15 protein-coding genes are annotated in these 18218 nt (G+C 69.2%); 7 read left to right on the top strand and 8 right to left on the bottom strand.

What is annotated here, in order from left to right:
- Positions 1-57: 57 nt before the first annotated feature.
- Genes ACYVHG_RS06775 through ACYVHG_RS06750 form a run of 6 tightly spaced genes read right to left on the bottom strand, consistent with a single transcriptional unit; the run spans position 58 to position 6917 of the window.
- On the bottom strand, positions 58-2301 hold the full coding sequence (locus tag ACYVHG_RS06775) for an AAA family ATPase (RefSeq protein WP_461166638.1): 2244 nt from the start codon (positions 2299-2301) through the stop codon (positions 58-60).
- Positions 2302-2343: 42 nt separating this feature from the next.
- The gene (locus tag ACYVHG_RS06770; protein ID WP_461166637.1) at positions 2344-3237 is read right to left on the bottom strand and encodes a CDP-alcohol phosphatidyltransferase family protein; all 894 of its coding nucleotides are present in this window, start codon (positions 3235-3237) and stop codon (positions 2344-2346) included.
- Entirely contained in the window at positions 3234-3956 is a 723-nt protein-coding gene (locus tag ACYVHG_RS06765; protein WP_461166636.1) for a phosphatidylserine decarboxylase, read from the bottom strand. The genes ACYVHG_RS06770 and ACYVHG_RS06765 overlap by 4 nt, the downstream gene beginning before the upstream one ends.
- Positions 3957-4012: 56 nt before the next feature.
- Complete coding sequence (locus tag ACYVHG_RS06760; RefSeq protein WP_461166635.1) at positions 4013-4321, bottom strand: GlsB/YeaQ/YmgE family stress response membrane protein; 309 nt, start codon at positions 4319-4321, stop codon at positions 4013-4015.
- The gene (locus ACYVHG_RS06755) at positions 4318-5541 is read right to left on the bottom strand and encodes a molybdopterin molybdotransferase MoeA (protein WP_461166634.1); all 1224 of its coding nucleotides are present in this window, start codon (positions 5539-5541) and stop codon (positions 4318-4320) included. Before ACYVHG_RS06755 ends, ACYVHG_RS06760 begins: the two co-directional genes overlap by 4 nt.
- On the bottom strand, positions 5538-6917 hold the full coding sequence (locus ACYVHG_RS06750) for a M20/M25/M40 family metallo-hydrolase (RefSeq protein ID WP_461166633.1): 1380 nt from the start codon (positions 6915-6917) through the stop codon (positions 5538-5540). The genes ACYVHG_RS06755 and ACYVHG_RS06750 overlap by 4 nt, the downstream gene beginning before the upstream one ends.
- 73 nt (positions 6918-6990) lie before the next feature.
- Here ACYVHG_RS06750 and ACYVHG_RS06745 point away from each other — a divergent pair, with 73 nt between their 5' ends.
- Positions 6991-8157 (top strand): DUF7373 family lipoprotein, encoded by a 1167-nt coding sequence (locus ACYVHG_RS06745; RefSeq protein WP_461166632.1) that lies wholly within the window; start codon positions 6991-6993, stop codon positions 8155-8157.
- A gap of 11 nt (positions 8158-8168) precedes the next feature.
- Here ACYVHG_RS06745 and ACYVHG_RS06740 read toward each other — a convergent pair whose 3' ends face one another.
- Positions 8169-8627, bottom strand: coding sequence for an SRPBCC family protein (locus ACYVHG_RS06740; RefSeq protein WP_461166631.1), 459 nt, complete (start codon positions 8625-8627; stop codon positions 8169-8171).
- Positions 8628-8880: 253 nt separating this feature from the next.
- Here ACYVHG_RS06740 and groL point away from each other — a divergent pair, with 253 nt between their 5' ends.
- The 3 genes from groL (at position 8881) to htpG (ending at position 13325) form a co-directional block, all read left to right on the top strand.
- A complete protein-coding gene (gene groL, locus ACYVHG_RS06735) occupies positions 8881-10503 on the top strand; it encodes a chaperonin GroEL (RefSeq protein WP_461166630.1) in 1623 nt (540 codons plus the stop codon).
- A 225-nt stretch (positions 10504-10728) separates the two neighbouring features.
- Positions 10729-11199 (top strand): hypothetical protein, encoded by a 471-nt coding sequence (locus ACYVHG_RS06730; RefSeq protein ID WP_461166629.1) that lies wholly within the window; start codon positions 10729-10731, stop codon positions 11197-11199.
- Positions 11200-11390: 191 nt separating this feature from the next.
- The gene (gene htpG, locus ACYVHG_RS06725; RefSeq protein WP_461166628.1) at positions 11391-13325 is read left to right on the top strand and encodes a molecular chaperone HtpG; all 1935 of its coding nucleotides are present in this window, start codon (positions 11391-11393) and stop codon (positions 13323-13325) included.
- A gap of 21 nt (positions 13326-13346) precedes the next feature.
- On the opposite strand, the gene ACYVHG_RS06720 is transcribed toward htpG, so the two are convergent.
- Positions 13347-14273 carry an LLM class F420-dependent oxidoreductase gene (locus tag ACYVHG_RS06720; RefSeq protein WP_461166627.1) on the bottom strand — a complete coding sequence of 309 codons (927 nt, stop codon included), beginning with the start codon at positions 14271-14273 and terminating at the stop codon, positions 13347-13349.
- A gap of 162 nt (positions 14274-14435) precedes the next feature.
- Here ACYVHG_RS06720 and ACYVHG_RS06715 point away from each other — a divergent pair, with 162 nt between their 5' ends.
- The 3 genes from ACYVHG_RS06715 (at position 14436) to ACYVHG_RS06705 (ending at position 18201) form a co-directional block, all read left to right on the top strand.
- Complete coding sequence (locus tag ACYVHG_RS06715; RefSeq protein ID WP_461166626.1) at positions 14436-15311, top strand: siderophore-interacting protein; 876 nt, start codon at positions 14436-14438, stop codon at positions 15309-15311.
- 656 nt (positions 15312-15967) lie between these two features.
- On the top strand, positions 15968-17263 hold the full coding sequence (locus ACYVHG_RS06710; protein ID WP_461166625.1) for a lysine N(6)-hydroxylase/L-ornithine N(5)-oxygenase family protein: 1296 nt from the start codon (positions 15968-15970) through the stop codon (positions 17261-17263).
- On the top strand, positions 17263-18201 hold the full coding sequence (locus ACYVHG_RS06705) for a methionyl-tRNA formyltransferase (protein ID WP_461166624.1): 939 nt from the start codon (positions 17263-17265) through the stop codon (positions 18199-18201). The genes ACYVHG_RS06710 and ACYVHG_RS06705 overlap by 1 nt, the downstream gene beginning before the upstream one ends.
- The last annotated feature ends 17 nt before the right edge of the window (positions 18202-18218 follow it).

The following is an 18218-nucleotide window of genomic DNA, read 5'->3' as shown; positions in this document are numbered from 1 at the left end:
GGACCGGCTCGACCCACTGGCCGGACCGGGGGACCGAGCTGAGGCCGGTTTGCGAACCTAGTTGCTGCGGCGATCGGCGTAGGCCTGCAGATCGGCGACCTGTGCCGGGTCCAGCGAGGGGCGCACCACTTCGGTCGCGGCTCGCACATCGGCGGCGGTGACGGTGGCTGTATCCATATCGCGCCGCATCGCGGTCAGTGCGGACTCCCGCAGCAGCGCCGCGCAGTCCGCCGCCGAATAGCCGTCCAGGTTCTCGGCCAGTGCGTCCAGATCCACGTCCGGGGCCAGCGGGATGGACCGGGACGCGGTCCGCAGGATCGCGGCGCGGGCCTCGGCATCGGGTGGCGGCACGAAGATCGGACGCTCCAGCCGGCCCGGCCGCAGCAGCGCCGGATCCACCAGGTCCGGGCGGTTGGTCGCACCGAGCACCACCACGTCCCGCAGCGGTTCGGCGCCGTCGAGTTCGGTGAGCAGCGCGGCCACCACCTTGTCACCGACACCGGAATCACTGGACTGGCCCCGGCGCGGGGCCAGCGCGTCCACCTCATCGAGGAAGATCAGCGACGGTGCGCTGCCCCGGGCCCGCGCGAACAGGTCCCGGACCGCCTTCTCCGATTCACCGACCCACTTGTTCATCAGCTCCGCGCCCTTGACCGCGTGCACCGACAACTGCCCCGAGGCCGCCAGCGCCCGGACCACGAAGGTCTTCCCGCAGCCGGGGGGACCGTACAGCAGCACACCGCGCGGCGGCTCCACTCCGAGCCGGGCGAAGGTGTCCGGATGGCGCAGGGGCCACAGCACCGTTTCGGTGAGCGCCTGCTTGGTCTCGACCATGTCGCCCACGTCGTCGAGGGTGACCGACCCGACCGAGACCTCCTCGGTGGCCGAGCGCGATACCGGCCGGATCACCGTCAACGCACCCACCAGATCGGGCTGGGTGATCGCGACACCGTCGGAGGTGCCCTCGCCCAGGGACCGTGCCGCGGCTCGCAGCGCCGCCTCGCGGCACAGCGCCGCGAGATCGGCGGCCACGAAACCGGGTGCCCGTAGTGCGATCTCGTGCAGGTCGACATCGTCGGTGGGGGCCTCGCGCAGCAGCAGGGCCAGCAGCGCCTCCCGCTCCCGCGCATCGGGGAGGTCGACGGTGACGGTCCGGTCCGCCAGGTCCGGCTCACGCAGGCGCGAGTCCAGATCCCCCGGAGCGGAAGTGGTCGCCAGCAGCGCGACCCGCGGCGTCGACACCGCTGTGCGCAGTTCGTCGAGGATCATCGTCGAGACGGGCTCGCGGGTGGCCGGCAGCAGCGCCTCCACATCGCGGATCAGCAGTGCGGCCCCTCCGGCGTTCTCGGCGGTGCGTGCCCGGGTCACGGCCCGCTGGACCGCGGCCAGCCGGGCCTGCGGCTCCAGTGCACCGGTGAGTGCACCGTCGAGTTCGATCAGCGGCCGGGGCGCCACCACCGCCCGGGCCACGGTGGCCTTACCGCCGCCGGTGGGCCCGGTGATGAGCACCCCGAGCCGGGCGGGGGCGCCCAGGCGTTCGAGCAGTTCCGGCTCGTCCAAGGCCAGGGAGATCCACTCGGTGAGCCGTTTGACCGCGTTCTCCGCGCCGACCAGATCGGCCACCGCCCGCTCCACCGGTGCGGCGACGGGCTGGTCCTCCGCAGGTGACGCCGTCCCGGCCGCCGGTCCTGCCCCGGTCCCGGTGCCGGGCTCCGCTGGAGAACCCGCGAAGGTCCCGGGGCCGGCGTCGTCCGCCCACATCACCGCCGAGTTCGGCTGCACCGATACCGGACCGGGTGCCGGATCCACCGAGACGACGGTGAGCAGCTCATTGGTCCAGGTGATCCCGACCAGCCGTGACAGCTGCGCGGTGGCCTCGGCGTTCGAGGTGCCCGGTCCGAGGTCCCGGGGGAGCAGCGAGACACTGTCTCCGGGCATCATCACCTTGCCGAGGAGCGCCTGCCGCAGCGCGGCACCGTCGAGCGCGGTGCGGGTGAGGGAACTGCCGCGCAACAGGACCAGTCGGGCGCCGTGCACGGTGGCGGGGGAGATCACCACGGTCGCGTTCTCGTGCAGGCCGCAATTGGTCATGGTCAGTTCGTCGAGCAGGGCGACGCCGGGCGGGGTGCCGGACGGTGTGGCCGCGACCACCGCCGCGGTGCGGCGCGCGCCGAGCAGTTCGATACCGTCCCATTCGCGCAGCCCGAGCGCTGCCAGCGCCTCCGGATGGATCCGGACGATGCCCCGACGGGCTTCGAGGGCCGAGGTCTGCAGGCGGACGGTCAGCGACAGTTGTGGCACACCGTCAACACTAGTTCGCGCGCGGCGGGTGCGACGGTGCGATCAGTCCTCGCGGGTGGGGCGGCGCAGGCCCAGGCGTGCGGCGGTGCGGCGTCCGCCCCGTCCGGCGGTCGCGGCCCGGCGGCGGGGCCGGACCGGCCGGCGCTGCTCGCGGCGCATCGCACGACGCTCGGCGGGTTTGGTGTCCCAAGCGGCCGGACGGGCCGCGACCCAGCGCTTGGAGCGCCACGCGAACGGGATGTGCAGCAGGTAGGCCAGCGCCACCACCAGCAGGGCGATGTACGGGTAGGTGACGACCAGAGCGGCCAGGCCGGCCACCAGTACCAGCACCAGCGCGGCCTTGGCCGGGTCGACGGTCATCGTCTTGAAGCTGGAGGTAGGGATCCGGGAGACGGTCAGCGCGGCGATCGCCAGGGTCCACACGGCGACGGTGGCGGTGTTCGACCACCAGCCCGCGCCCCACTGCTGCAGCGCCGCGAGCGGCGCCATCACCAGCAGGGCGCCGGCGGGTGCGGGTACGCCGACGAAGAAGTCCTTGGTGTAGGCCGGGGCGGTGGGATCGGCGGCCAGGGTGTTGAACCGGGCCAGCCGCAGCACCATCGCGACCGCGAACAGCAGCGCCACCATCCACGCCACCGGTGAGCCGGGGAAGCACGCGAAGTACAGGATCAGGGCGGGTGTGACACCGAAGTTGATGGCATCGGCCAGGGAATCGAGCTCGGCGCCGATCTTGGTGGAGGCACCCAACAGCCGGGCGACCCGGCCGTCGACGCCGTCCAGGATCGCCGCGACCATGACCAGCATGATCGCCAGGTCGACCTTGCCGTCGGCGGCGAAACGCACGCCGGTCAGGCCGGCGCACAGTGCGGCCACCGTCAGCATCGACGGCAGGATCATCACGCCGACCGGGCGGGGGGCGCCGTTGCCGGGGGTCATTGCAGCCGCGCGATCACGGTCTCGGCGGCGATCGCCCGCTGACCGCTGTAGACGGTGAGCTCGGTGCCGGTGGGGAAGTAGGTGTCCACCCGCGAACCGAATCGGATGATGCCGTAGGTCTGGCCCAGTTCGAGGCTGTCGCCGGGTCCGGCGTCGGTGCGGATGCGGCGGGCCACCATGCCCGCGATCTGCACCACGCCGATCGGGCCGTACTCGGTGGCCAGGCGCAGGGAACTGCGCTCGTTGCGGTCGCTGGCCTCGGGGAGGTCGGCGGAGAGGAACTGTCCGTCGGTGTGCACGACGGTGTCGACCACGCCGGGCAGCGGTGCGCGCTGGACGTGGGCGTCGAAGACGGACAGGAAGATCGAGACCCGGGGTAGCGGCTCGGAGCCCAGACCGAGCTCGGCGGGCGGGACGTGGGTGTCGACCAGGGTGACCTCGCCGTCGGCGGGTGCGACGGCGACCGCCTCCGTGGTCGGGGGGACGCGCGGCGGGTGCCGGAAGAAGCCGGCGCAGGCGGCGGCGGTGAGGAGAGCGGGGACGCGGATCCAGCGCCGGCGCCGCCCGACCGCGGCCACCCCGAGGGATCCCGCGATGAACGGGACCCCTGCGGGGTGCAGCGGCGGAACGGTGTGCCGGATGAGCTCGGTGACGTGCTCGATGCCGGTGGAGTGCTCGGTCAGATGCCCGTCGACCGGCGTGCGGGGTCGGCGCGCCACCTGACGTCCTCTCTGTTCGCGGTCATGATCGGGTGACATTCTCGCACCCGCGGCCGCTATCCCCTGCGGCCGGTGACCAGCTTCACGATGAACAGGAGGATGCATGCGCCGGCGACGGCGGTGAGGAAGGTGAAGAAGTAACCTCCGCCTGCGACGTTGACGCCGAGGAGCTTGAGGATGAAGCCGCCGAGCAGGCCGCCGACGATGCCGACGACGATGTTGAGCAGCAGGCCCTGCTGCCTGTCGGTTCCCATGAACATGCTGGCGATCCAGCCGGCGAGGCCGCCGATGACGATCCAGGCGATCCAGCCGACCTTCTCCACGCCACCAGCGGCGTATAGGGCGTCTGCGTACTGAGTAATCATGGTGTCTCCTTCTTCGGTTGTCGCAGGAGGATCACGTCCACGCTCGCGCCGTCGGCCAGGTGCTTGACCTCTGGTGCCACATCCAGCAGACAGTCCGCCTGTGCCAACCATCGTAGGTAGTGCGAGCTCGCGCCACCGTGAACTGAGACCGAATCGGTACCGTCCTCGGTCCGAATCAGGCATCCGCGGAAGTACTGGCGCTTCCCCGGGGTGGACTGGACCTCCCCTTCGAGCGGTAGTCGCACCCTCGGCCGGTCCGGCAGGCCCATGACGGCCCGGAGTGCGGGCCGCAGGAAGACCTCGAACGAGACCATTGCACTGACCGGATTGCCGGGGAAGGTGACGAAGGGGGTGCTCACTCCGCCCAGGTCGACGGTGCCGCAGCCCTGCGGCATCCCGGGCTGCATCGCGACCTTGGTGAACCGCACACCACGGTCGGTGAGCGCGTCCTTGACCACCTCGTACGCCCCGGCGCTGACCCCGCCGGTGGTCACCACCACGTCGATGTCACCGCGCGCCAGCCGGTCCGCGAGCCGCTGCAGCAGATCGTCGGGGTGATCGGCGACCATCCGCAGGACCTCGGCTCCGGCTCCGGCCTCGCGGATCGCGGCGGCCAGCATCGGCGCGTTCGACTCGTAGATCTGCCCCGGCAGTAGCGGGGTCCCGGGTTCGACCAGTTCGGAACCGGTGGACAGCACCGCGATGTGCGGCGGGCGCAGAACCGCGATGGTGGTCAGTCCGAGTGCCGCCGCGAGACCGACGGTGGCCGCGTGCACCGTCTCGCCGGCGTGCAACGCGATCTCCCCGGCGGCGATGTCGCTACCCGCGGCGCGGAAGAAGCGGCCGGGTTCGGGGGTGGTGTCGATCCGCACCCGCTCGATGCCGCCGTCGGTCTGCTCGACCGGAACGATCGCGTCGGCGCCGTCGGGGACTGCGGCGCCGGTCATGATCCGGCAGGCCGCACCGGTTGGAAGCGGCGGTACGTCGCTGCGCCCGGCGGGAACGTCGTAGGCCACCGGTAACACCGCCCCGGCGACCGCCTCGGCCGCGCGGACCGCGTAACCGTCCATCGCCGAATTGGTGAACGGGGGCAGGGATATCGGTGCCCACAGATCCCGCGCCAGGGTCAGTCCGAGGGCCTGCTCGGGAGGCAGTTCGACCAGGCGTGGGCCCGGTACCAGTGCCGCGACCTCGGCGCGGTGATCCTCGACCGGTCTCATTCGCGTGGGCCCGCGAGCCGGGAGAGCAACAGCGCCTCGGCCAGCGCGGTGCGCCGCAGCTCCTCCGGATCCACCGATTCATTGGGCGCGTGGATCCGGCACAACGGCTCCTCCACCCCCAGTAGTGCGATCTCGGCGTCCGGTGCCGCGCGGCGGAGCTGGGTGCACAGCGGGATCGAGCCGCCCTGCCCGCTGGCGACGACCTCCGCGCCGTCGTAGGCCTCGGACAGTGCGGCGCGCAGCGCGGTGTACCCGGGGCCCCCGGTCTCGGCGGCGAAGGGCTCACCGACGGATTCGATCTCCGCGTCGAGCTGTGCGCCCCACGGGGTGTGCGCGCGTAGGTGCGCCAGCAGCAGCTCGCCCGCGGCCCGCGGATCGGTGCCGGGCGGTACCCGCAGGTTCAGCAGTGCACCCGCCTGCGGCTGGATCGCCGCGGCGGCGGTCGCGGTCGGCGGGGCGTCGAGTCCGATGACGGTGACCGCGGGTCGCGCCCACAGCTGGTCGGCGATGGTGCCCGAGCCCAGCACCTCGGCACCGTCGACCAGTGCGGCGTCAGCGGTGAAGGCGCCCCGGTCGTAGGGCTCACCGGCCCACCGGCCGGTGGCGTCCAGACCGTCGATCGTGGTGTCGCCGTGCTCGTCGCGCAGGGTCGCGAGGAGCGCGATCAGCGCGGCGAGGGCGTCCGGAGCGGCGCCGCCGAAAGCGCCGGAGTGCAGATCGCTGCGGCCGGTGCGCAGCCGCACCCGCACCATGGCAACGCCGCGCAGGGAGGTGGTCAGCGTGGGACGTCCGACGGCGACGTTCCCGGTGTCGCCGATCACGATCAGGTCGGCCCGGGCCAGATCGGGGCGCGCGGCGATCAGGTCGTCGAGTCTGGCGCCTCCCGCTTCCTCCGAGCCCTCGATGATGATCCGCACGCCCACCGGCGGCTCGCCGTACTGCCGTCGGACCGCCCGGAGAGCGGTCAGGTGCGCGATCAGGTTGCCCTTGCAGTCGGCCGCGCCGCGGCCGTACCAGCGTTCGGCACCGTCGGGTCCGGGGCGTGCGGTGAGGGTGAACGGGTCGCTGTCCCAGGCCTCGCGCGGGCCGGGTGGCTGGACGTCGTGGTGGCTGTAGAGGAGCACCGTCGGAGCACCGTCCGGCGCGGGGCTGTGGCCGACGATCGCGATCGAACCGTCGGAGGTGGTGATCTGCTCGATCGCCCCGATTCCCGCGTCGGCGAAGGCGTCCGCGACCCACTGTGCGGACCGGCGGCCCGGTTCGGGTCCAAACTCGGCGCTCTGGTGCACGGACGGGTGCGAGAGCAGTTCGGCGAGGTCCGTCCGGGCGGTTCCCATCAGAGCGGCGACGGTGTCGCGCAGGCTGCTGTCCGTCATCGGCTCACGATAGCGCGGGTCGGCGTGCCGGAGTGGTCCGTGATTGACTCGGGTGGATCCAGAGGAGGAATCGATGGTGCGCAAGTTGGTCGCGGTCGCGGTGGGAGCGACCTTGGTACTCACCGGATGCTCGACGACGGTGGCCGGTGATCCGGTTGCCGACCCGTCGGCGATCCCCAAGCCGGATACCGGTTCTTTCGCCACGACCCCGCGCTCGATCGGTCCCACCAGCGAGACGGAGGGGCGAGCGGTGGAAGGCTACCGGATGGTCGAGACCATTCCGCTGCCCCCGGACATCGATCCGTCGACGCGGTACAACGGGCGGTCGACCGTGGGCAAGCCGAGTCTGAGTTCGACGTTCGGTGAGGGTATCGGTGTTGCGCTGCACGATATGGAGGTCGGGAGTTACACCTCGGCGAACGACACGAAGCCGGGCACGAGCAGTTCGGCCGGCAGCAAGCAGGTCGTGATGGGGGTGTTCCGGATGAAGGATCCCGCCGCGGCCGCCGCGGCGGTGGCCAATCCGGCGATCATGGGGCCGGAGAAGGACGTCTTCGGCGCGGCGTCGCAGCCGAAGGTTCCGGAGAGCGTGCCCGGCTATCCGGAGGCGAAGGTGTACTCGAAGAAGTGGGACCGCACCAATACGGTCTCGTACGCGGGCGTGCTGGCGCGGGGACAGTTCGTGCTGGCCTTCTACATGACGGTCGGCCCGGAGTCGATCAAGAAGTTCTTCGACCTGCAGGGCAAGGCGCTCGACGGTTTCGCCCCCACTCCGGTGGACAAGTTCTCCACCCTGGCCGTCGACCGCGACAACCTGCTCCGGTACACCCTGGCCGCACCGTCACAGAGGAACGCGACCGTCCCGGCGCGCTCCACCGTGGTCAACCAGACGGACATCCCGGCGTCGGTGAAGAACTTCGCCGATACCGGTGTCGATCTGGTCGCCCGGGCCGGCAACATGGTCTACCGGGCGAAGGACGCCGCCGCTGCGGAACTACTCGCGGACCGATTCCTGTCCGAGATCAAGAGCTTCTACGAGGGGTCGGTCGAGTCCACGATCAAGGGGGTTCCCGGCGGTCGGTGTGCGACCTACCGGAAGTATCCCAGTGCGAGGGACACCGAGGCGTACTGCGTGGTGCCGGTGGGCCGGTACCTCGCCGAGGTCGGTGACGGGCAGGAGGCTCGCGCGAAGCAGGCCGCGGGTGCCTCGTACCTGCTGCTGCAGGGAGCCCCGAAGTAACTGCGGCGCGGCTACTTCTCGGCGTCGGTCTTGATGTGCGAGAGGGTCTGCTTCATCCCGACCAGCAGGCTGCGCTCGAAATCGGCGTTGCCGCCGAGCAGTGCGCCGACCAGCAGGCTGCTCACCGCGGAGGTCCGTCCGCCGGGTGCCTCCCGTCGCTCGACGACGGTGGTCCGGTCCCCGTCGGGCACCAGGGTGAAGCTCCAGGTCGAGTTGTTCTCGATGACCTTGAACGCGACCCGCTCGTTCTCGGTGAACTCGGTGACCTGAGTGTTGGTGGGCCAGACCTTCCAGCCCTGTCGGTTGATGTTCAGCATGCGGGTGCCCACCTTGATGGGGCCGCCGAAGACGAACACCTTCTTGCACTGCGGGCTGCGCCGCCCCATGCTCGCGAGGTCCGACACCACGGCCCAGACCTTCTCGACGGGGGCGTCGATCACGACGCTCGACTCCAATACCGGGGTTGCCATGACCGGATACTACCCAGCAGTGGACCGGCCCCGCCGGGGCGGCGATGGACGACCTTGCACTCGATTGTGTCGAGTGCTAGAAACGACTTAGCACTCGGATAACGTGAGTGCTAGGTCAGGTAGGTGAGGCCGGGCCCTCCGCGTAGCCGCGGAGGTGACACGCCGGGTCGTCCGTCGCGGGCACCGAATCGACCTAGAAGACGTGTCCAAAGTACGGGCCGGACCGGCCCCTATCTGGAGGAATCACTTCGCAATGGCCAAGATCATCGCGTTCGACGAAGAGGCCCGCCGCGGTCTCGAGCGGGGCCTGAACGTCCTCGCCGACGCTGTCAAGGTGACGCTCGGTCCCAAGGGCCGCAACGTCGTCCTGGAGAAGAAGTGGGGCGCCCCCACGATCACCAACGATGGTGTCTCCATCGCTAAGGAGATCGAGCTCGAGGATCCCTACGAGAAGATCGGTGCCGAGCTCGTCAAGGAGGTCGCCAAGAAGACCGACGACGTCGCGGGCGACGGCACCACCACCGCTACCGTTCTGGCTCAGGCGCTGGTGCGCGAGGGCCTGCGCAACGTGGCCGCGGGTGCGAACCCGATGGGCCTCAAGCGCGGCATCGAGAAGGCCGTCGTGGCCGTGACCGATCAGCTGCTCAAGGAGGCCAAGGAGGTCGAGACCAAGGAGCAGATCGCTGCCACCGCGGGTATCTCGGCCGGCGACCCGGCCATCGGTGAGCTCATCGCCGAGGCGATGGACAAGGTCGGCAAGGAAGGTGTCATCACCGTCGAGGAGAGCAACACCTTCGGTCTCCAGCTGGAGCTGACCGAGGGTATGCGCTTCGACAAGGGCTTCATCTCGGGCTACTTCGCCACCGACGCCGAGCGTCAGGAGGCCGTGCTCGAGGACGCCTACGTCCTGCTGGTCTCGAGCAAGATCTCGAACGTCAAGGACCTGCTGCCGCTGCTGGAGAAGGTCATCCAGTCGGGCAAGCCGCTCGCGATCATCGCCGAGGACGTCGAGGGTGAGGCCCTGTCGACGCTCATCGTCAACAAGATCCGCGGCACCTTCAAGTCGGTCGCCATCAAGGCCCCCGGCTTCGGCGACCGTCGCAAGGCGATGCTGCAGGACATGGCCATCCTCACCGGTGGCCAGGTCATCTCCGAGGAGATCGGTCTGTCGCTGGACACCGCCGGCCTCGAGGTGCTCGGCCAGGCCCGCCAGGTCGTCGTCACCAAGGACGAGACCACCATCGTCGACGGTGCCGGCTCGAAGGAGCAGATCGCGGGCCGCGTCTCGCAGATCCGTGCCGAGATCGACAACAGCGACTCCGATTACGACCGTGAGAAGCTGCAGGAGCGTCTGGCGAAGCTGGCCGGCGGCGTGGCCGTCATCAAGGCCGGTGCCGCCACCGAGGTCGAGCTCAAGGAGCGCAAGCACCGCATCGAGGACGCCGTGCGCAACGCCAAGGCGGCCGTCGAGGAGGGCATCGTCGCCGGTGGTGGCGCTGCTCTGGCCCAGTCCGGCAAGGTCTTCGACTCCCTCGATCTCGAGGGCGACGAGGCCACCGGCGCGAACATCGTCAAGGTCGCGCTGGACGCTCCGGTCAAGCAGATCGCCATCAACGCCGGCCTCGAGCCCGGCGTCGTGGCCGAGAAGGTCCGCAACTCGCCCGCCGGCACCGGCCTCAACGCCGCCACCGGTGTGTACGAGGACCTGCTGGCCGCCGGCATCAACGACCCGGTGAAGGTCACCCGCTCGGCGCTGCAGAACGCAGCTTCGATCGCGGCGCTGTTCCTCACCACTGAGGCCGTCGTCGCCGACAAGCCGGAGAAGGCCGGTGCCCCGGTCGATCCGACCGGCGGCATGGGCGGCATGGACTTCTGAGTCCAGCCACTCGGCTACTACCGGGCCCGGCATCGTCGCACTGCGACGGTGTCGGGCCCGCCCCGTTTCAGGAACCGGCGTTCTGCTGCCCTGCACCGCCATGGCCGGCTGTATGGCAACAGAACGCCGGTTTCTGATGTAACGGAGTGCGCGCCCGTACCGAATTGGCTACTGGAATCGCGCTCAAGCCCAGGGCGCCACCCTTTCGAGCACGGAGGATAGATCGTGAACACGACCAAGAAGCTCCTCGTCGCCGGAATCGTCGGCGCCGGATTCATCTCCACGACCACTGCGGGAACGGCCCAAGCCGCACCGCTACCGATCGCCCAGGTCCCGGCCGTCACCACTACTCACAGCGGCATGCTGATCCCGAAGATCTGGCGCGCATCGATCGCCGTTGAGAGCACCGATGTCTCCGGGAAGGTGCGGATCTCCGTGCCGACCCCTCCGGACGTCTGCGCGACGACGGCCGGGCAGCGCTACATGCGGGTCGACTTCTGGAACGTCTCGGTGAACCGCGGCGGTAGCGTCACCGTCAACCCGTGTGGGTTCGGCTACGGCAACGCACCGAAGGTCGTCGACGCGTACGTGAACCCGGGCAAGATCACTTTCACCAGCCATATCACCCCTGCGCCGGGTGCGAACGGACCGTTCTTCCCGGCCACACCGGGAAGCGGATCGTTCACCGCGCGCTGACGGATCGGCAGCCCACCCACGTCAGCCCTTCCCGCCCGAGTCGGTCCGACCGGCTCGAGCGGGGAGGGCTGACGTGCATCGCTCGCCCGTGCACCTCGCGTTCGACTTCCGACGGTGATACCGCCTGAAATCCGCGCCGACGCGGTTGGCAGAATCGACGGTGCACCGTCGTACGAGGAGAGGCGAGAGACGTGACCGCGCAGACCCTGCAGTTCCAGGCCGAAACCGACCAGCTGCTATCGCTGATGATCCACTCCGTGTACTCGGAGAAGGACATCTTCCTGCGTGAGCTGATCTCCAACGCTTCGGACGCACTGGACAAGCTGCGGTTGCAGGCCTACCAGGACAAGGATCTCGACGCCGACGTCTCCGATCTGCACATCGAGCTGCGCACCGATGCCGAGTCCCGCACCCTCACCGTCGCGGACAACGGCATCGGTATGAGCCGCGACGAGGTGGTGGAGCTGATCGGCACGCTCGCCAAATCCGGCACCGGTGAGCTGCGGCACAAGCTGGAGGCCGCCAAGCAGGCCAAGGAGCAGGGCGCCTCTGCGGAGCTGATCGGCCAGTTCGGCATCGGCTTCTACTCGGCCTTCATGGTCGCCGACAAGGTCACCCTGGTCACCCGGAAGGCCGGTGCGGATACCGCTACTCGCTGGGAGTCCGAAGGGCACGGCACCTACACCGTCACCGACCTCACGGGTGACGACGTGCCCGACGGGCACGGCACCGCGATCACCCTGCAGCTGCGCGCGCAGGATGACGTCGACAGTCTGCACGACTACACGTCCGAGCAGGTGCTGCGCAGCATCGTCCGCCGGTACAGCGATTTCATCGCTTTCCCGATCCGCCTCCCCGCTCTCCCGGCACCGGACGGCGACCAGGCGGAGGGCGAGACGGAGGGCGAGGCGCCGAAGCCGGAGACCCTCAACTCGATGCAGGCGCTGTGGGCGCGCCCGAAGGACGAGGTCTCCGACGAGGAGTACGCCGACTTCTACCGGCACGTCAGCCACGCTTTCGACGAGCCGCTGGAGACCATCGCGGTCCGCGCCGAGGGCACGTTCGAATACCAGGCGCTGCTGTTCATCCCCTCGATGCCACCGTTCGACATGTTCTACCGGAACACCAAGCCTGGCCCCGCGCTGTACGTCAAGCGGGTGTTCATCATGGACCACTGCGAGGCGTTGCTGCCCGGCTACCTCCGGTTCGTGGCGGGCGTCGTCGATGCGCAGGACCTGTCGCTCAACGTCTCCCGCGAGATCCTGCAGAACGACCGGCGCCTGGTGATGATCCGCAAGCGCCTGGTGAAGCGCGTTCTGCAGTCCGTGACGGCGATGCGGGAGAACGAGCGGGAGAAGTACGACACCTTCTGGACCGCCTTCGGTGCGGTCCTCAAGGAGGGGCTGCTCGACGACCAGGAGAACCGCGAAACCCTGCTCAAGGCATCGGCGTTCGAGTCGACGTTCAGTGAGAGCGGCACCACGGGCCTCGCCGAGTACGTCGCGCGGATGCCCGAGGGGCAGGACGTGATCTACTACGCCACCGGCGAGTCGCGGCGCCAGCTGGAATCCTCCCCGCACCTGGAGGCGTTCGCCGCCAAGGGCTTCGAGGTGCTGTTGCTCACCGATCAGGTCGACGAACTGTGGACCACCGGCGCGGAGTTCGACGGGAAGCGGTTCGTCTCGGTCGCCAAGGGCGAGGCCGATCTGGGGGACGACGACGCCCCGCAGGCCGAGGGCTTCGAGCCGCTGACCACGTGGCTCGCCGAGGTTCTCGCGGACAAGGTCTCCGGGGTTCGGCTGACCTCCCGGCTGACCACCTCGCCGGCGTGCCTGGTGGGCGGTGAGTTCGATCTGACACCGCAACTCGAGCAGATGTACCGCGCCAGCGGACAGGAGGTGCCGCACACCCGCCGCACGCTGGAGCTGAACCCGGACAACGAGCTGGTGCAGGCGCTGCGGGACCGGGTGCCGGACCCCGGTGACGCCTCCGGTGACGATGCCGCGCTGCAGGACGCCGCCGAGATCCTCTACGGCACCGCGGTGCTCGCGGAGGGTGGCGCGGTGGCCGAGCCCGCGGAGTTCGCCGCGGTGCTGGCCCGGCACCTGGCCCGCAACCTCGGCTGACGGTACCGGCCGGCCGCCGGACTAGCTCCGGTCGAGTTGGGGGAGTACCTGCGAGCCGATCCATTCGACGTGCGCCAGATCGCCCATGTCGAGCACCTGCAGGTACACCCGCGACGCCCCGGCCTGAGCGAATGTGCCGAGCTTGTCGACGATCTCATCGGCGGACCCGGCCAGTCCGTTCTCCCGCAGCTCGGGTAGCTCCCGGCCGATCGCTGCCGCGCGACGGTCGACGGTGGCCGCATCCGGGCCACCGCACACCACCAGTGCGGCCGATTTGAGCATCGTCTTGGGGTCACGCTCGGCCGCCTCGCAGGCAGCGTCGATCCGGCCCCACACCGCGGCCGCTTCCTCGACCGGCACGAACGGGGTGTTGTACTCGTCGGCGAAGCGGGCGGCGAGGGTCGCACTGCGCTTCTTGCCCGCGCCGCCGAGAATGATCGGCACGTGCGCCTGCACGGGTTTGGGCAGCCCCGGTGAATCCGTGACCGTGTACCAGGCACCGTCGAACGAGTAGGGCTCGGTCGCGGCCCACAGTCCGGTGACGATCTCCACCGTCTCCTCGAAGCGGGCGAAGCGTTCCGGGACGTCGGGGAATGCGATGGCGTAGGCGGCGTGTTCGGATCGGTACCATCCCGCACCGATCCCCAGCTCCACCCGGCCTCGGGACATCTCGTCGACCTGCGCGACGGAGATGGCCAGGGGGCCGGGCCGGCGGAAGGTCGCCGAGGTGACCAGTGTGCCGAGCCGGATCGACGAGGTCTCACGGGCGATGCCGCCGAGGGTGATCCACGAATCCGTGGGTCCGGGTAGACCTTCGGCGTTCATCGCCAGGTAGTGGTCGGAGCGGAAGAAGGCTCCGAATCCGGCGTCCTCGGCGGTCCGTGCGACGGCGAGCTGATCGGCGTACGTGGCACCCTGCTGGGGTTCGACGAAGATGCGTAACTCCATGCCTCAACTCTGCCTCACCAGCGCCGGACTCGCTCCGGGACGCCTCCCTACCAGGAACTATGGTTATCCAACACTAAGTTAGTCTACCCTGACCTCAGGGATGGCAGACGGTGTCGGACCCGCACGAAACGGAGTGATCGCGTGAAATGGAATGATTTCGTCTTGACGCTGAGGCATGCCTCGCCCGTCACCGAGAACCTGCTGCGTCTCGAATTCGAGGTCGACGGTGGTTCGGGCGAGGGGTACCTGCCGATCATCGCCGGTGACGAGGCCATCGCCTTCTACTTCTCGCCCGACGGCGCCGAACTGCGGACCCGGCTCTCCGAGGATCCCGGAGCGCTCGGCGGGTGGGAGATCGTCGACTCCGAGCGCGAACGGGGCAGTCGCAACTACACCGTTCGCCGCTTCGATCCTCGAACGCGCCGGATGCTGGTGGATGTGGCCGAGCACGGTCACGGTCCGGCGATCGACTGGTTCCGTGCGGCGCAGCCCGGCTGGCGGCTGCTCGCCGCCGGTCCGCGCTCCTGGTACGAGCCCCCGGTCGACGCGAGCAGGCACGTGCTTGCCGGCGACCTCGCCGCGCTTCCGGCGCTGGCGCGGATCGTGGAATCGACTCCTGCAGAGGTGAATGTGACGGTGATCGCCGAGGTCCTCGACCGTGACGATCTGCGGTACCTGCCCGAACGGCCACGCACCGAGGTGATCGAGCTGGTCGGCACGGGCAACGGTGCGGCGCCCAGCCGGTTGCCGGAGGCTCTGCGCGCCCTGGACATGCGCGCCGACGATTACCTGTGGCTGGCCGGTGAGGCGGCCGACACGCGGGCGGCGAAGAAGCACGTCCGAGGTGTCGGCATGGCGCGCGATCGAGCTGATGTGGTGGGCTATTGGCGCTTCCGTGCGGAGGAGTGGAACGCTCGGTTCGAGGCGGCAGGAGAGGACCGCCTGCGCGCCGTTTACGCCGAGGCGCTGGCCGCAGGTCTCTCGCGCGATGAGGCCATCGATCGCTACGACCAGGCTCTGGAGGCCGCAGGTCTGTGACCCGCGGCCTCCAGAGTGGACGGATCAGCTGGCGTGCCCGGCCGCCGCGGAAAGCAGCGGAACGTAGCGCTCCACCAGCCACGGCATGTTGAGCACGTTGGGTGAGCTCACCGCGAACACCAGCGGCGGATCGATCAGCGGTAGAAAGGACTTGCGCTGACGCCGAGAGCGAGTGCGGCCTCGGTGCTTCCCCAGCCGAGAGTGACCACCCGTTCGGGTTGCTTCGTTATCTCGACGGCGCTGAGGGCGGAGGTGATCGATACCGGGAATCCTGAGGCGAGGCGTGTGGACTGTTCGCCGGGTGCGTTGCCAGAACCACAAGCGGCGAGCAAGGTGGCCAACGCCGCGGTGGCAGCGAGCGCGATGCGCGATCGACGGAAACGGAGTGTCGCTGGGTGATCCCTTCTTCTGTCCGCAGGAGTGCGGAATTCAGTCCTGCCCACCCGAGTTGCCCCGCCGTCGTCGATGGTGGAAACCGGATCTCCCCGAAGTTCGATGGATGGGAGGGTGCTACCCCTCCATGGGGAAGTAGGTTAGGCTAACCAATAACCCGAGAGCGGTCTGTGATCGACACAGGCGCACTCCCGTCAAGCTGGCAGTCGGGTGTAGGTATGGCTATCCTATCCATGCCGCCGTTGGAAAGTGAATGGAGTCTCATGGCACAGCAGGAGACCACTGTGGATGTGGTCGGTATCGGAGCGGGACCGTCGAACCTGGGCCTCGCCGCAGCGGTCGACGAGTACAACCGCGCCGGGCTCGGTGTGATCTCAATGGCGATCCTCGAACGCAAGCCGGCTTTCGCGTGGCATCCGGGCATGCTGCTCGACGGTGCGACGATGCAGATCGCGTTCCTCAAGGACCTTGTCACGCTGCGGAATCCGCGTAGCCCGTTCACCTTCCTCAGCTATCTGGAGGATCGTGGCCGGCTGGTGGATTTCGTCAATCACCAGACCTTCTTCCCCACCCGCGTCGAGTTCACCGACTACCTGAACTGGGTCGCCGACAGTGTCGGCTCACCGATCTCCTACGGCTGCACCGTGACCGCCGTCGAATCCCTCGGCGCCGACACCACCGACGGTGCGCGCTGGCGCGTCGTGTACTCGGGTCCGGAGGGCGAGCAGGCGGTGCGGTCGCGTTCGGTGGTCGTGGCCACCGGTCTGCGGGAGCGACTGCCGGAGTGGGCGCGGGGAGATCAGCGGATCTTCCACAACCACCGCCTGCTGGAACATGTGGCGGCTGCGAACCTGGACCCGCAAGCGCCACACCGATTCCTGGTGGTCGGTGGCGGGCAGAGCGCGGCGGAAGTCGCGCAGTACCTGCACCGCGAGTATCAGCAGGCGGTGGTCGAGTGCGCATTCAGCTCCTACGGCTTCCAGCCCGCCGACGACAGCCCCTACGCCAACCGGGTCTTCGACCCGTCCGCGGTGGACGACTTCTTCGACGCACCTGCGGAGGTACGTTCGGAACTGATGATCCGTCACGCCACCACGAACTACGGCTGCGTGGACATCGAACTGATCAACGAACTGTTCGCCGTCGAGTACCAGGAGAAGGTCACCGGCCGCCGGCGTCTACTCATGCGGCCGGCCACCGAGATCTGTGCGGTGACCCCTGCCCAGAGCGGTGTTCGTGTCGAGCTCCACGATCGGCTCTCCGGAGTGCGTCACACCCAGGAGTACACGGCAGTGGTGTGCGCCACCGGATTCCGCTCGATCGGTGTCTCCGACGTGCTCTCCGGCTGGGACATCGATCCCGAGCGGATGAGCGTGGCCCGCGACTACCGGCTCGAGATCGACGGAGCGCCGGTGGCGGGGCTGTACGTGCAGGGCGCCACCGAGGCGACCCACGGGCTCGGCTCCACGCTGCTGTCGAACGTCGCGGTGCGCTCCGGTGAGATCCTGGAGAACCTGGTCGCCGACACCAGCCTGGCCGGCATCGCCAAGGGGGCCTGATGCGCGTCGTCACCTTCGGCTTCCAGACCTGGGGGCACCGCACCCTTTCGGCAGTGCTCGACGCCGGGCACGAGGTCACGCTCGCCGTCACCCACCCGGTCTCGAACAACCCGTACGAGATGATGTGGAACGACTCCGTCGAGCAGCTGGCGCGCGAGCGCGGCGTCGACGTGCACCTGGCCAAGAAGCCGGACGACGCCCTGCTGGAGGCCGTCACCCGGGCGGAACCCGACATCATCGTCGCGAACAACTGGCGCACCTGGCTGCCGAAGTCGATCTACTCGATGCCGCGCCTGGGCACCCTGAACATCCACGACTCGCTGCTCCCGCGCTACGCCGGTTTCTCGCCGCTGATCTGGGCGCTGATCAACGGCGAGACCCACGTGGGTGTCACCGCACATCTGATGGACGACGGCCTGGACACCGGTCCCATCGTCGCCCAGGAGTCCATCACAGTGGGGCCGGCGGACCGCACCGTCGACCTGTTCCACCGCACCGTCGACCTGATCGGGCCGCTGGTGACCCGGTCGCTCGCGGAGCTGGAGGCGGGTACCGCGCAGCCGGTTCCGCAGGACCCGGCCGCCGCCACCTACTTCCACAAACGTTCCGATGCCGACAGCAGAATCGATTGGTCCTGGCCGGCGGAGGCGATCGAGCGGTTGATCCGCGCACAATCCGACCCGTACCCGAACGCGCACACGGTATTCCGGGGTGAGCGGCTCGCTATCACGCGAGCATCGTTGTCCTCGAAGCGATTCGGCGGTACTCCGGGCCGGGTCTGCGTTCCCGACGGTGACGGCATCGCCGTCGTCGCCGGACCTGACGCATGGCGTGGGACCAACCGAGCGGTGATCGTCGAGCGGGTCCGCACCGCCGACGGAGCCGAGCACCCGGCCGAGAAGATCCTCGGTGACTCGGGTGCGTATCTCGGCCGATAATGGCGGAAGAGTAGTCA

The organism is Tsukamurella serpentis, from assembly GCF_054780975.1.
This window is presented reverse-complemented; position numbering and strand designations above follow the sequence as displayed.